A 12,784-nucleotide genomic window follows, 5' to 3' on the forward strand; every position below is an offset into this window, starting at 1 on the left:
CCGGCCTCAGCCGGCGAGGTCGCCGATGTAGAAGCCGTACATGAGCAGGGTCATCAGCAGCGCCGCCAGGCCTACCCGCAGCTTGAGGGAGACGAGCACCCGCCGCGAGCGACCGCCGTCCTTGATCAGGAAGCCGGCACCGGCCGCAAGGCTCGCCACCATGGCAAGGAAGACGAAGGCAATCAGGGTCTTGAGCAGCATGAAACACTCCGTGAAAGGGTCATCCACCAAGCGGCATGCCGGGCGGCGCCTGACCCTCTGGTACGGGTTCTGGACCTGCCTGGTGGGACTGGGGCTGGTACTGGGACTATGGCAGTGGGAACGGGCCGCCGACAAGCGGGAGATGCTGGCGCGCTTCGCCTCGGCGCCGCGCCTGGAGGCCCCCGGGACGGCACCCCCGAACGGGGCGCGCCTGACCCTGGAGGGGGAATACCTCGCCGACGAGACGCTGTTTCTGGATAACCGGACCCATGATGGCCGGCTCGGGGTGGCGGTGCTGACGCCCCTGCGCGGCGAGGATGGCCGCCTATGGCTGGTCGAGCGGGGCTTCCTGGCCACCGGCCCGAGCCGGGCGACGCCCGCCGTCACCACCCCGGAGGGGACGGTGCGGCTGAGGGGGCGCTGGCAGGTCGCCGGCGAGGCGGCCCCGGTGTTCGGGCCCAACCGCGAGGGGCAGCGGCTGCAGCGCATCGACCTGGCCGCCTGGCCGTCTCCAGGGGGGTTCGCCCATGCCGGCTGGCTACACTTGGAGAGCGGCTCCGGCCATCTCGCCTCCTGGTGGCAGCCCAGCGTCCTGCCCCCGGCCCGTCATCTCGGCTACGCCGTGCAGTGGTGGGGGCTGGCCCTGGCCGCCCTGGTGATGATGGTCGTCGGTGGCCGCCGGCTGTGCCGAGACCGCCGTGCCTGTCAACGATCCCCGGAGGAGTCGCACCCATGAGCCTGTCCCGTCTCGCCCGTTCCCGGCTCAAGCTGGCCGCCCTGTTCGCGGTCTTCACGCTGCCCATGGCCATGGCCTGGGGCATGGTGGAGTGGCGCCTGGGCATCCCCGAGGGACGCACCGCCCACGGCACCCTGCATCCCGAGGTCCCCGGGCTGGCGAGCTGGCCGCTGACCGGCGTGGCCAAGGACGGCGCCGATGACTGGCTGCTGGCCTTCGACTGCCCGCAGGCCTGCCCGCAGGCGGCCGATCGCTGGTGGCGGCTGCACCGCGCCCTGGGGCGCGATGCCCACCGGGTCAGCCGGCTGCGCATCGGCGGTCGCGCCCCGGCGCTGCCGGGCGAGGCCGTCGCCGCCTGGACGGGGGCGGTGCCGGCATGGCGGGAGCCGGGCGCGCTGTGGATCCTCGATCCCGAGGGCCGGGCGGTGCTGCGCTACGGGGCCGAGGTCGAGACCGCGCAGGTCCTCGAGGACCTCGAGCGGTTGCTGCGCCTCAACCCCGAGCCGCCCCTGGCGCGGCTCCATGCGGAGTGAGGACGATGGCCATGGTCGCGGAGCGGGAGCGGGAGCGGGAGCGTCAGCGACGCCGACTGCGCTGGCTGTGTCGGCTGACCCTGCTGGGGGCCGTCTTCACGGCCCTGGTGGTCCTGGCCGGGGCCTGGACCCGGCTGGTGGATGCCGGGCTGGGATGCCCCGACTGGCCGGGCTGCTATGGGGCCCTGGTGGTACCGGATGCCGGGCGGGCCATGGCGCACACGCCGGAGGTCCCGCTGGAAGCCGCCAAGGCCTGGATGGAGATGATCCACCGCTACCTGGCGTCCACCCTCGGGCTGCTGGTCATCGCCGTGGTCGTGCTGGGCGCTTCCCTGCGTCGTCGCGCCGGCTATCCCTGGTGGCTGTCCCTGGCCCTGCTTGGGGCGATCCTGCTGCAGGGCGCCTTCGGGGCCTTCACCGTCACCCTCAAGCTGTGGCCCCAGGTGGTGACCCTGCACCTGCTCGGTGGCCTCGCCATCATGGGGCTCTTCCTGTGGCTGCACCTGCGCTTGCGGCGGCTGGTTGCCGGTGTCGCCTCGCCGCCTCCCCGGCGCCTGACGCCGCTGTGGGCGGCGGCCGTGGTGTTGCTGGTGGGCCAGCTGGCCCTGGGCGGCTGGACCTCGAGCAACTATGCCGGCATCGCCTGCCAGGGCTTCCCCACCTGCAACGCCCAGTGGTGGCCGGCGCTAGACTGGGCCGAAGGCTTCAACCTGGCCCAGACCGTGGGCCCCAGCTACCTGCATGGCCAGCTCCATGCCGAGGCTCGCTCGGCCATCCAGGTCGGCCACCGCCTCGGCGCCCTGGCCCTGGTGGCCTGCCTGCTGACACTCGGGCTGCGCCACCGGCGTGACCCGCGGCTGCGCGGCTGGCTCGGCATGCTGTGCAGCGCCTGCCTGCTGCAGGCATTCCTCGGCATCGCCAATGTGCTGCTGTGGTTGCCGCTGTGGCTCGCCCTGTTGCACACGGCGGGGGCGGTGATGCTGGTCGCCGCCATGCTGCTGGCGGTCTGGCACTGGCGCTGGCCGGCCGCGCGCTGCGCGGCCACCACTCGACGACACGCGAAAGGAGGGCAGCCATGGCTGACGGCATCGTGATGGCGCAGACGCGCCTCGAGGGGAGTGCGACCTGGACCTGGCGCGACCTCCTCACCCTGTGCAAGCCCAGGGTGGTGGCGGTGATGCTGGTGTGCAGCCTGGTCGGCATGCTGCTGGCCGGGCCCTGGCCGGGAGCGGGCACCCTGGTGTTCGGGTTGGCCGGCATCGGCCTGGCGGCCGGCGGGGCGGCGGCCTTCAACCACGTGGTCGATCGGCGGCTGGACGCCCTGATGCTGCGCACCGCACGGCGGCCGCTGGCCAGCCGGCGCCTGCCGACCCCGCTGGCGCTGGGCTGGGCGACGCTGCTGTCGGTGGCCGGGATCTCGCTGTTGCACTGGCAGGTCAATGCCCTGACGGCCTGGCTGACCCTGGCCTCGCTGATCGGCTATGCCCTGGTCTATACCGCCTTCCTCAAGCGGGCCACCCCGCAGAACATCGTCATCGGCGGGGTGGCGGGGGCGGCCCCTCCGCTGCTGGGTTGGACCGCGGTGACCGGCCAGCTGGGACCCGAGCCGCTGCTGCTGATGCTGATCGTGTTCGCCTGGACCCCGCCGCACTTCTGGGCCCTGGCCATCCACAAGCGCGACGAGTATGCCCGCGCCGGGGTGCCGATGCTGCCCGTCACCCATGGCGAGGCCTTCACCCGGCTCCAGGTGTGGCTGTATGGCTGGCTGACGGTGGCGGTGACGATGCTGCCCTTCGTCATCGGCATGAGCGGGGCGCTGTACCTGGTCGGGGTGCTGGCCCTGAATGCCCGCTTCATGGTGTGGAACTGGCGTGTCTGGCGTGGGCGCGACCCGGCCGCGCCGATCGCGGCCTTCTGGTTCTCGATTCGCTACATCCTCGGCGTGTTCGGGGTCCTGCTGCTGGACCACTATGCCATGGCCTGGCCGCTATAGCCGGCGAGACGCAGGGACCAGCACCAGCGGCAGCGTGGAGGTGGCAGGCAAGCACATGGCAGTCACGGGTTTGGGACGCATCCCGCGGACAGTATAGAATGCGCTGTCCATTCAACGCTCGTCGGGAAGCTACCCATGACCACCACCACCGCGCTGATCCTGCTCGGCCTTGCCCTGGCCGTCGTGGCCGGCCTCGGGGCCTATGCCGTCACCCTGTGGCGGGAAGTGAAACGTCGCCGGGACTTCCGCGAGGAGGAACTGCGCCGGGCCCACGAGAACTGTCTCGAGAACCTCGAACTGGTCGCCTCGGCCCTGATGCAGGAACAGGTGGACATCACCGAGGGCGCCTGGCGCTGCAAGACCCTGCTCGAGATCCTCGACCCGAGCCTGATCGAGCGTCCCGAGTTCCGCGCCTTCGGGGAGGTGCACGGTCGTACCCGCCACCTGCATACCCACTCCGCCCGCCAGGCCCTGAGCCCCAAGGCCCGCTTCCACGAGGACCGCGAGCGACTGGCCGTCGAGGACGAGCTGCGCGATGCCGTCCTCGAGGCGGCCGGCGCCGTGGTCACCTTTCGACGGGGCTGGCCCGGGTCGCTGCATTGATCCCGGTCAGGGCCGTCTTTATCCGGGCTCGACGGCCCTTTTGATTGCATCATCCGTCAGACTTCGGCAAGCTTGCCCCCGAGCCGTAGATGGCTGATATGTGGAAGGAGTCCGCAGTCATCTCGCGGCGTTGACTGGCTGAAAAGGCATATCCGTGCTTTCTTGGTCGGAGAGGGCGGGGTTTGCTCGCCTCGCCTTATCTGCAGATCGGACCCACTGCTTACTGGATGGCTTCACTGACTGTTGCCCATGCCAGATTTGTGTCAAGAAGGAGTCTTACATGAAGAAATCAACGACTGGCTTGCTGCTCGGTTCCGCTCTGGTTGTCGGCCTTTCCGGCTGCGCCAGTTCGGCCTCTCAATCTTCCGGCATGGGGGATACCGCCTCCTCCGATCGCGCCTGGTACCAGCACCCCTTCGTCTGCGGCCTGGCCGGCGGCGTGGTCGGTGGCGGCATCGGCTATGCCACCAGCAGTGAGTCCGACGAGGACCAGGGGGCGGCCATCGGCAGCACCGCCGGTGCCACCATCGGTGCGCTGCTGTGTGCCGAGCCCAACCGCACCCCGGCACCCGAGCGGGAGGCACGCGACACGGACGGTGACGGCGTCATCGATGCCAACGACCAGTGCCCGGGCACCCCGGCCGGTGTGGCCGTGGACGCCGTCGGCTGCCCGCTGGATTCCGACGGCGACGGCGTGCCGGACTTCCAGGACCAGTGCCCGGGAACCCCGGCCGGTGCCGAGGTCAACGCCCTGGGCTGCGAGGAAGACCTGGTGCTGCGTGACGTCAACTTCGAGTTCGACTCCGCCACGCTGACCATGGGCGCCGAGCAGATCCTGGCCGATGTCGCCGAGAAGCTGCGCGCCAACGAGAACGTTCGCGTGCGCATCGAGGGTCACACCGATTCCGTGGGCAGCGAGGCCTACAACGAGGATCTGTCCCAGCGTCGTGCCGACTCCGTCGCCGACTACCTGGCGACCCAGGGTGTCGATCGCAACCGCATGCGCACCATCGGCTATGGTGAGTCGCAGCCGGTCGCGACCAACGATACCGATGCCGGCCGCGCCGAGAACCGTCGCGTGGAGCTGGGCGAGTGGGAGTGATCCCGCGCTGACCCCTCATGCCCCGGCTCGCCGGGGCATGTCGAGTCTCTGGGAGGCGCCTTCGGGCGCCTCTTTTCTATGTCGCCTCCACCGCCGGCCATGGCGTCGAGGGGGGGGCGTCTGCTAGGCTAGGCGGCGCTTTTTTCGAGCGCCCCGACGACCATTCTTTCTGGCGACACGTGATCCCTGGTATGGATCACCACTGCGCACAAGGAACCTCCTCATCATGCCCATCGTGACCCTGCCGGACGGCAGTCAGAGATCCTTCGACGAACCGCTCACCGTGATGCAGCTGGCCGAGAGCATCGGCACCGGCCTGGCCAAGGCCTGCGTGGCCGGCCGCATCGACGGCGTGCTGGTGGATGCCGCGGACATCATCGACCATGACGCCGAGGTGGCCATCATCACCGCCCGTGACCCGGAAGGGCTGGAGATCATTCGCCACTCCTGTGCCCACCTGGTCGGCCACGCCGTCAAGCAGCTCTATCCCGATGCCAAGATGGCGATCGGGCCGGTGATCGAGGACGGTTTCTACTACGACATCGACTTCGGCCGCTCGGTGACCCCCGAGGACCTCGAGGCCATCGAGCAGCGCATGAAGGCACTGATCGACACGGGCTACGACGTGGTCCGCGAGTACGTCGACCGCGACCAGGCCATGCTGGCCTTCCTGCACCGCGACGAGCCGTACAAGCAGGAGATCGTGCGCGAGATTCCCAAGGGCGAGACCATCCGTCTCTACCATCACCAGGAGTACACCGATATGTGCCGGGGCCCCCATGTGCCCAATACCCGGCACCTCAAGGTGTTCAAGCTCACCAAGCTGGCCGGCGCCTACTGGCGGGGGGACGCCGAGCGTCCCATGCTGACGCGCATCTACGGCACCGCCTGGGGCGACAAGAAGCAGCTCAAGGGCTACCTCAAGCGCCTCGAGGAGGCCGAGAAGCGCGACCACCGCAAGCTGGCCCGCAAGATGGATCTCTTCCACCTGCAGGAAGAGGCCCCGGGCATGGTCTTCTGGCACCCCAACGGCTGGACCATCTACCAGGCCCTCGAGCAGTACATGCGCCGGGTGCAGATCGAGAACGGCTACCAGGAGATCAAGACGCCCCAGGTGGTCGACCTCTCGCTGTGGAAGGCCTCCGGTCACTGGGGCCACTACAGCGAGCTGATGTTCACCACCGAGTCGGAGAAGCGCGAGTACGCGGTCAAGCCCATGAACTGCCCGTGCCACGTGCAGGTGTTCAACCAGGGCCTGAAGAGTTACCGCGACCTGCCGCTGCGCCTGGCCGAGTTCGGCAGCTGCCACCGCAACGAGCCCTCCGGCTCGCTGCATGGCCTGATGCGCGTGCGCGGTTTCACCCAGGACGATGCCCACATCTTCTGCACCGAGGGCCAGATCCAGTCCGAGGCCGAGGCCTTCATCGCCCTGACCCTCAAGGTCTACCGGGAACTGGGCTTCGAGGACGTGGAACTCAAGCTGTCCACCCGCCCCGAGGGCTTCATGGGCGAGCCGGAACTCTGGGACCGGGCCGAGGCGGGCCTCGAGGCCGCCCTGGATGCCACCGGCCTGGACTGGGCGCTGCAGCCGGGGGAGGGCGCCTTCTACGGCCCCAAGATCGAGTTCTCCCTGCGCGACTGCCTCAACCGCGTCTGGCAGTGCGGCACCCTGCAGCTGGACTTCAACCTGCCGGGGCGCCTGGGTGCCCAGTTCGTCGACGAGGACGGGGTGCGCAAGACCCCGGTGATGCTGCACCGCGCCATCCTCGGCTCCTTCGAGCGCTTCCTGGGTATCCTCATCGAGCACTATGCCGGTGCCATGCCGCTGTGGCTGGCCCCGCAGCAGGCGGCGGTGTTGACCATCACCGATGCCCAGCGCGAACATGCCCTCGACCTCGAGCGGCGCCTGCAAAAAATCGGCCTTCGCGTCAAGGCGGACTTGAGGAACGAGAAGATCGGCTTTAAAATCCGCGAGCATACGTTGCAGAAGGTCCCCTATCTCCTGGTGGTGGGAGATAAGGAAGTCGAGGCCGACTCGGTCGCCGTGCGCACCCGCACCGGCGAAGATCTCGGTATCATGACGGTGGACGCCTTCATCGACCTGGTACGGGCCGAGCGGCAATAGCGACATCTTCCCTAGGCGAAAGTGGAGACGGAACCATCAAGCGAAGCAACCCTAGAGGGCGCCCGCAGGACAAGCGCCCCCCGATGAACGAGCGCATTACCGAGGATCAGGTTCGCCTGATCGACAGCGACGGCGAGCAGCTGGGCATCGTGCCCACCAGCGATGCGCTGGAGCGTGCCGAAGCGGCCGGTATGGACCTCGTCCAGATTTCCAATGCCGATCCGATCGTCTGCAAGATCATGGATTACGGCAAGTTCGTCTTCGAACAGAAGAAGCAGAAGGCGGCACAGAAGAAGAAGCAGAAGCAGATCCAGGTCAAGGAAGTCAAGTTCCGGCCTGGCACCGACGAGGGCGACTACCAGGTGAAGATGAAGAACCTGGTGCGCTTCCTCGAAGGTGGCGACAAGGGCAAGGTCACGCTGCGTTTCCGCGGTCGCGAGATGGCCCATCAGGACCTCGGTCGCAAGCTGATGGAGCGGATCGCCGCCGATCTCGAGGAGATCGGTACCGTGGAGTCCTTTCCCAAGATGGAAGGGCGCCAGATGATCATGATCATTGCCCCCAAGAAGAAGTGATCCGACGGCCCGGTCAACGGGTGGCCGGCGAGACGCCGGCCATCGGCCCCGGATTTTCTAAAGAATCTCGAGCGGAGTTCATCTCATGCCGAAAATCAAGAGCAACAGCGGCGCTGCCAAGCGCTTCAAGAAGACGGCCAACGGCTTCAAGCACAAGCAGTCGTTCCGCAGTCACATCCTGACCAAGAAGTCCACCAAGCGGAAGCGTCAGCTGCGTGGGATGAAGCAGATCCACGACGCCGACAAGCAGCTCGTGCAGCGCATGCTGCCGAACCTGTAACCCCTTGGTCGCAACCCTCTACCGTCAGGAGTAAGCCATGACTCGCGTCAAGCGTGGCGTCGTTGCACGTCGCCGTCACAAGAAGATCCTCAAGCAGGCCAAGGGCTACTACGGTGCCCGTTCACGCGTCTTCCGCGTGGCCAAGCAGGCCGTCATCAAGGCCGGTCAGTATGCCTACCGTGACCGTCGCCAGCGCAAGCGCCAGTTCCGCGCCCTGTGGATCCAGCGCATCAACGCCGGTGCCCGTCAGCACGGTCTGTCCTACAGCCGCTTCGTCGGCGGCTTGAAGAAGGCCGGCATCGAGATCGACCGCAAGGTGCTCGCCGACCTGGCCGTTCACGAGAAGGCCGCCTTTGCTGCCATCGTCGAGAAGGCCAAGGCTGCCCAGTAAGTGATCGCGATTCCGGGAGGGTGCGGACCACGGTGCGCGCCGTCCCGATGATCGTCGCAGGGGAAGAGCAGCCGCTCTTCCCCTGTTTTTTTCGCATGCGACAAAGCAAGCTCAATACTTCGGAGCATCAACGGATGGACCACCTTCCCACTCTGGTCGCCGAGGCCCGCGACGCCATCCACGCCGCCGACGACATGGCCGCGCTGGACGAGCTGCGCGTGCGCTATCTCGGCAAGAAGGGCGAGATCACCGCGCTGCTCAAGGGCCTCGGCAAGCTGCCGGCGGAAGAGCGCCCGGCCGCCGGCGAGCGCATCAACCAGGCCAAGCAGGCCCTGGCCGAGGAACTCGACGAGCGCCGTCAGACCCTGGAGAAGGCCGCCCTGGAGGCCCGCCTGGCCGCCGAGCGCCTCGACGTGACCCTGCCGGGTCGCGGCCAGCCGAGTGGCGGCCTGCACCCGGTGACCCGGACCCTGGAGCGCATCGAGGGGCTGTTCACCCGCATCGGCTACGACGTGGCGGTGGGCCCGGAGATCGAGGACGACTACCACAACTTCGAGGCGCTCAACATTCCCGCCCACCACCCGGCGCGGGGCATGGCCGATACCTTCTACTTCGATGCCACCCGGTTGCTGCGCACCCATACCTCGCCGGTCCAGGTGCGGACCATGAAGGAAGCCGAGCCGCCGATCCGCATCGTCTGCCCGGGGCGGGTCTACCGCAGCGACTCGGACCTGACGCATACCCCGATGTTCCACCAGGTCGAGGGGCTGCTGGTGGACGAGGACGTCAGCTTCGCCGACCTCAAGGGCACCATCGAGGACTTCCTGCACGCCTTCTTCGAGCGCGACGACCTCTCGGTGCGCTTCCGCCCGTCCTACTTCCCCTTCACCGAGCCCTCGGCGGAGGTGGATATCCAGTGCGTGATGTGCAACGGCGACGGCTGCCGGGTCTGCTCGCACAGCGGCTGGCTGGAGGTGATGGGCTGCGGCATGGTGCATCCGGAGGTCTTCCGCCACTCCGGCATCGACACCGAACGCTACCAGGGCTTCGCCTTCGGCATGGGCGCCGAGCGCCTGGCCATGCTGCGCTACGGGGTCAACGACCTGCGGCTGTTCTTCGACAACGACCTGCGCTTTCTCAAGCAGTTCGCCTGAACGTCTCAAGAACACGGCCAGGGTACTCGTCGTTGGGCTGACGAGAGCGTCGGGGACAGGTCCAAGAGGGGGTCCTACGCCAGGGATGGCGTCGGTAGCGCCCAGGGAAGGGTTTACAGCGCCCCCTCGCAGACCTGTCGCCGAATCAGCTCCGACATCCACTGGACGGCGAGAGCCCTGAGACCACAGCGATAGGATCCGACATGAAATTTTCCGAACAGTGGCTGCGTGAATGGGTCTCCCCGGCGCTGGCGACCCAGGCCCTGGCCGACCAGATCACCATGGCCGGCCTGGAGGTCGATGCCATCGAGCCCGTGGCGTCCGTCTTCGAGGGCGTGGTGGTGGCCGAGGTCGTCGCCAAGGCCCCGCACCCCGACGCCGACAAGCTCAGCGTCTGCCAGGTCGACGACGGCAGCGGCGAGCCGGTGCCGGTGGTCTGCGGCGCGCCCAACGTGGCCGAGGGCCAGCGGGTGCCCTTCGCCCGGGTCGGCGGGGTGCTGCCCGGCGACTTCAAGATCAAGAAGGCCAGGCTGCGCGGGGTCGAGTCCCGCGGCATGATCTGCTCCGCCTCGGAGCTGGGCCTGGCGGAGGAGACCTCCGAGGGCATCCTGGTGCTGCCGGCCGGGGCACCGGTCGGCGAGGACTTCCGGGCCTTCCTGGGCCTCGACGATCACACCATCGAGGTCGACCTCACGCCCAACCGCGGCGATTGCCTGAGCGTGAAGGGCATGGCCCGGGAGGTCGGCGTGCTCAACCGTCTGGCGGTCGAAGGGCCGAGTATCGCGCCGGTGACCCCGGCCCATGACGAGACCTTCCCGCTGCGCGTCGACGACGCCGAGGGTTGTCCGCGTTATCTGGGGCGGTTGATCAAGGGCGTCGACGTGACCGCCGAGACGCCGCTGTGGATGGTCGAGCGGCTGCGCCGCAGCGGCATCCGCGCCATCGACCCGGTGGTCGATGTCACCAACTACGTGATGCTCGAGCTCGGCCAGCCCCTGCATGCCTTCGACCGCGCCAACCTGCAGGGCGCCGTGGTGGTCCGCCAGGCGCGGCAGGGCGAGCGCCTGGTGCTGCTCGACGGCCAGGAGATCACCCTGAGCGGCGGCACCCTGGTCATCGCCGACGAGCGCGGCCCGCTGGCCATCGCCGGCATCATGGGCGGCGAGCACTCCGGCGTGAACGCCGGGACCCGGGACATCTTCCTGGAGTCGGCGCACTTCTCGCCGCTGGCCGTGGCCGGCCAGGCGCGTGCCTATGGCCTGCACACCGACGCCTCCCACCGCTTCGAGCGCGGCGTCGACCCGACCCTGGCCCGCGAGGCCGCCGAGCGGGCCACGGCCCTGCTGCTGGCGATCACCGGCGGCGAGGCTGGGCCGCTGGTCGAGGTCGTCGACACCGACCGCCTGCCCGGCGAGCGCGAGGTGCTGCTGCGCCGGGCCCGTCTCGACCAGGCGCTCGGCAAGGAGCTGCCCGTGGGGGACGTCGGCGAGATCCTCGAGCGTCTCGGCATGGCGGTGGCGGCCGGCGAGGAGGGCTGGCGCGTCCGGGTGCCGAGCTGGCGCTTCGATGTCGCCATCGAGGAGGACCTGATCGAGGAAGTGGCGCGCATCCACGGCTACAACCGCCTGCCGGTGCGGCGTCCCCAGGCGCGACTGGGGCTGCGCCCCGATCACGAGGCGCGCACGCCGCTGGCGCGGCTGCGTCGGCAGCTGGTGGCCCGGGGCTACTTCGAGGCGGTGACCTACAGCTTCGTCGCCCCCGAGCTGCAGGCGGCCCTGTTGCCCGAGGCCGTCTCGCCGACGCTGGCCAACCCCATCTCCAGCGACCTCTCGGTGATGCGGGCGAGCCTCTTCCCGGGCCTGGTGCGGGCCCTGCAGCATAACCTGAATCGCCAGCAGACCCGGGTGCGGCTGTTCGAGACCGGCCTGGTGTTCCGCGGCGAGCTGGAGGCGCTGAGCCAGGTGCCGATGCTGGGCGCGCTGGTCTGCGGCGCTCGCGAGCCCGAGGGCTGGAGCGGCGGCAAGGACAGCGTCGACTTCTTCGACCTCAAGGGCGACCTGGAAAGCCTGCTGGCCATGGGCGGCGAGCCCGAGGCCTGGCGCTTCGAGCCCGGCGAGCATGCCGCCCTGCACCCCGGGCAGTGCGCGCGTCTCCTCTATCGCGGCGAGGAGGCCGGCTGGATCGGCACCCTGCATCCGGCGGTGCGCGCCCAGCTGGGCCTCAAGGTGGACGCTCTGCTCTTCGAGGTGCGCCTGGACGCCCTGACCCACGGCAAGGTGCCGGCCTTCCGGCCGCTGTCGCGCTATCCGGAGGTGCGCCGCGACCTGGCCTTCCTGGTCGATGCCGACCAGCCGGTGCAGGCGTTGCTCGACACCCTCCGCGCCCAGGCCGGGGAGTGGCTCGTGGAGGCGCGCCTGTTCGACGTCTACCAGGGCAAGGGCGTGCCGGAAGGACGCAAGAGCGTGGCCCTGGGCTTGACCTGGCAGCATCCTTCGCGCACGCTAAATGACGAGGAAATCAATCAGTTGGTCGATGCCATCGTCGAGGAGTCACGGCTGCACCTGGGTGCCGAGCTTCGCGCATGACGACGAGGGAGGTCGACCATCAGCGTGAGGAAAGCGACATGGGGGCGTTGACCAAGGCCGAGCTGGCCGAACACCTGCACGCCGAACTCGGCCTGTCCAAGCGCGAGGCCAAGTCCATGGTGGAGGCCTTCTTCGAGGAGATTCGTGGTTGCCTGCGCGAGAACGAGCAGGTCAAGCTGTCGGGGTTCGGCAACTTCGACCTGCGCGACAAGCGCGAGCGGCCCGGGCGGAATCCCAAGACCGGCGAGGAGATCCCCATCTCGGCCCGGCGCGTGGTGACCTTCCGGCCCGGGCAGAAGCTCAAGACCCAGGTCGAGGACTACCATCCCGAGGAGCGCTGACGCCCCCGCCGAAGACGACGACGCCACCCCGCGGGGTGGCGTCGTTACTTCGTCTCCGCGACCCGACTGGATCTAGGCAATGTCCGAAAAGTGCCTGCGCTCGGCTATACGGCGTTAAAAATCGGCTCAAAGTGCTCATTTACTACCTGTAAACTCCGCCTTTTC

General features: G+C 68.6%; 14 protein-coding genes. 13 read left to right on the forward strand and 1 reads right to left on the reverse strand.

The genetic code is table 11. The annotated features are described in order from the left end of the window. Positions 1 to 6 precede the first annotated feature (6 nt). Positions 7 to 201 (reverse strand): DUF2909 family protein, encoded by a 195-nt coding sequence (locus FHR97_RS19135; protein ID WP_183385395.1) that lies wholly within the window; start codon positions 199 to 201, stop codon positions 7 to 9. Positions 202 to 211: 10 nt separating this feature from the next. Between FHR97_RS19135 and FHR97_RS19140 the strand changes: the two genes are divergently transcribed. The 13 genes from FHR97_RS19140 to ihfA all read left to right on the forward strand — a co-directional run bounded on the left by FHR97_RS19140 (position 212) and on the right by ihfA (position 12,619). Next, on the forward strand, positions 212 to 937 hold the full coding sequence (locus tag FHR97_RS19140; RefSeq protein ID WP_343065637.1) for an SURF1 family protein: 726 nt from the start codon (positions 212 to 214) through the stop codon (positions 935 to 937). Next, positions 934 to 1,470, forward strand: a complete 537-nt coding sequence (locus FHR97_RS19145; protein ID WP_183385397.1) for a hypothetical protein — start codon at positions 934 to 936, stop codon at positions 1,468 to 1,470. Before FHR97_RS19140 ends, FHR97_RS19145 begins: the two co-directional genes overlap by 4 nt. 5 nt (positions 1,471 to 1,475) lie before the next feature. Continuing rightward, the gene (locus FHR97_RS19150) at positions 1,476 to 2,564 is read left to right on the forward strand and encodes a COX15/CtaA family protein (RefSeq protein ID WP_246404136.1); all 1,089 of its coding nucleotides are present in this window, start codon (positions 1,476 to 1,478) and stop codon (positions 2,562 to 2,564) included. Further along, on the forward strand, positions 2,546 to 3,463 hold the full coding sequence (gene cyoE / locus FHR97_RS19155; protein ID WP_183385398.1) for a heme o synthase: 918 nt from the start codon (positions 2,546 to 2,548) through the stop codon (positions 3,461 to 3,463). Before FHR97_RS19150 ends, cyoE begins: the two co-directional genes overlap by 19 nt. Positions 3,464 to 3,598: 135 nt before the next feature. Continuing rightward, positions 3,599 to 4,066, forward strand: coding sequence for a DUF2489 domain-containing protein (locus FHR97_RS19160; RefSeq protein ID WP_183385399.1), 468 nt, complete (start codon positions 3,599 to 3,601; stop codon positions 4,064 to 4,066). A gap of 280 nt (positions 4,067 to 4,346) precedes the next feature. Then, the gene (locus FHR97_RS19165) at positions 4,347 to 5,168 is read left to right on the forward strand and encodes an OmpA family protein (RefSeq protein WP_183385400.1); all 822 of its coding nucleotides are present in this window, start codon (positions 4,347 to 4,349) and stop codon (positions 5,166 to 5,168) included. 226 nt (positions 5,169 to 5,394) lie between these two features. Continuing rightward, positions 5,395 to 7,293 (forward strand): threonine--tRNA ligase, encoded by a 1,899-nt coding sequence (gene thrS, locus FHR97_RS19170; protein WP_183385401.1) that lies wholly within the window; start codon positions 5,395 to 5,397, stop codon positions 7,291 to 7,293. A gap of 35 nt (positions 7,294 to 7,328) precedes the next feature. Further along, positions 7,329 to 7,868: a translation initiation factor IF-3 gene (gene infC / locus FHR97_RS19175; RefSeq protein WP_343065638.1), complete on the forward strand. Its 540-nt coding sequence runs from the start codon at positions 7,329 to 7,331 to the stop codon at positions 7,866 to 7,868. An 85-nt stretch (positions 7,869 to 7,953) separates the two neighbouring features. Beyond that, entirely contained in the window at positions 7,954 to 8,148 is a 195-nt protein-coding gene (gene rpmI / locus FHR97_RS19180; RefSeq protein WP_016854829.1) for a 50S ribosomal protein L35, read from the forward strand. 37 nt (positions 8,149 to 8,185) lie between these two features. Then, positions 8,186 to 8,539 (forward strand): 50S ribosomal protein L20, encoded by a 354-nt coding sequence (gene rplT / locus FHR97_RS19185; protein ID WP_021817421.1) that lies wholly within the window; start codon positions 8,186 to 8,188, stop codon positions 8,537 to 8,539. Positions 8,540 to 8,673: 134 nt separating this feature from the next. Next, entirely contained in the window at positions 8,674 to 9,693 is a 1,020-nt protein-coding gene (pheS, locus tag FHR97_RS19190; protein WP_183385403.1) for a phenylalanine--tRNA ligase subunit alpha, read from the forward strand. A 203-nt stretch (positions 9,694 to 9,896) separates the two neighbouring features. Continuing rightward, positions 9,897 to 12,278 (forward strand): phenylalanine--tRNA ligase subunit beta, encoded by a 2,382-nt coding sequence (gene pheT / locus FHR97_RS19195; RefSeq protein WP_183385404.1) that lies wholly within the window; start codon positions 9,897 to 9,899, stop codon positions 12,276 to 12,278. A 38-nt stretch (positions 12,279 to 12,316) separates the two neighbouring features. Then, positions 12,317 to 12,619, forward strand: a complete 303-nt coding sequence (gene ihfA, locus FHR97_RS19200) for an integration host factor subunit alpha (protein WP_183385408.1) — start codon at positions 12,317 to 12,319, stop codon at positions 12,617 to 12,619. Positions 12,620 to 12,784 lie beyond the last annotated feature (165 nt).

The sequence above is a fragment of the Halomonas stenophila genome (assembly GCF_014192275.1).
Taxonomy (GTDB): domain Bacteria; phylum Pseudomonadota; class Gammaproteobacteria; order Pseudomonadales; family Halomonadaceae; genus Halomonas; species Halomonas stenophila.

What these genes read in the sequence shown, in the direction of transcription:
- FHR97_RS19135 (WP_183385395.1), bottom strand. Translation starts at nt 201, where the DNA reads ATGCTGCTCAAGACCCTGATTGCCTTCGTCTTCCTTGCCATGGTGGCG.
- FHR97_RS19145 (WP_183385397.1), top strand. Translation starts at nt 934, where the DNA reads ATGAGCCTGTCCCGTCTCGCCCGTTCCCGGCTCAAGCTGGCCGCCCTG.
- FHR97_RS19150 (WP_246404136.1), top strand. Translation starts at nt 1,476, where the DNA reads ATGGCCATGGTCGCGGAGCGGGAGCGGGAGCGGGAGCGTCAGCGACGC.
- cyoE (WP_183385398.1), top strand. Translation starts at nt 2,546, where the DNA reads ATGGCTGACGGCATCGTGATGGCGCAGACGCGCCTCGAGGGGAGTGCG.
- FHR97_RS19160 (WP_183385399.1), top strand. Translation starts at nt 3,599, where the DNA reads ATGACCACCACCACCGCGCTGATCCTGCTCGGCCTTGCCCTGGCCGTC.
- FHR97_RS19165 (WP_183385400.1), top strand. Translation starts at nt 4,347, where the DNA reads ATGAAGAAATCAACGACTGGCTTGCTGCTCGGTTCCGCTCTGGTTGTC.
- thrS (WP_183385401.1), top strand. Translation starts at nt 5,395, where the DNA reads ATGCCCATCGTGACCCTGCCGGACGGCAGTCAGAGATCCTTCGACGAA.
- rpmI (WP_016854829.1), top strand. Translation starts at nt 7,954, where the DNA reads ATGCCGAAAATCAAGAGCAACAGCGGCGCTGCCAAGCGCTTCAAGAAG.
- rplT (WP_021817421.1), top strand. Translation starts at nt 8,186, where the DNA reads ATGACTCGCGTCAAGCGTGGCGTCGTTGCACGTCGCCGTCACAAGAAG.
- pheS (WP_183385403.1), top strand. Translation starts at nt 8,674, where the DNA reads ATGGACCACCTTCCCACTCTGGTCGCCGAGGCCCGCGACGCCATCCAC.
- pheT (WP_183385404.1), top strand. Translation starts at nt 9,897, where the DNA reads ATGAAATTTTCCGAACAGTGGCTGCGTGAATGGGTCTCCCCGGCGCTG.
- ihfA (WP_183385408.1), top strand. Translation starts at nt 12,317, where the DNA reads ATGGGGGCGTTGACCAAGGCCGAGCTGGCCGAACACCTGCACGCCGAA.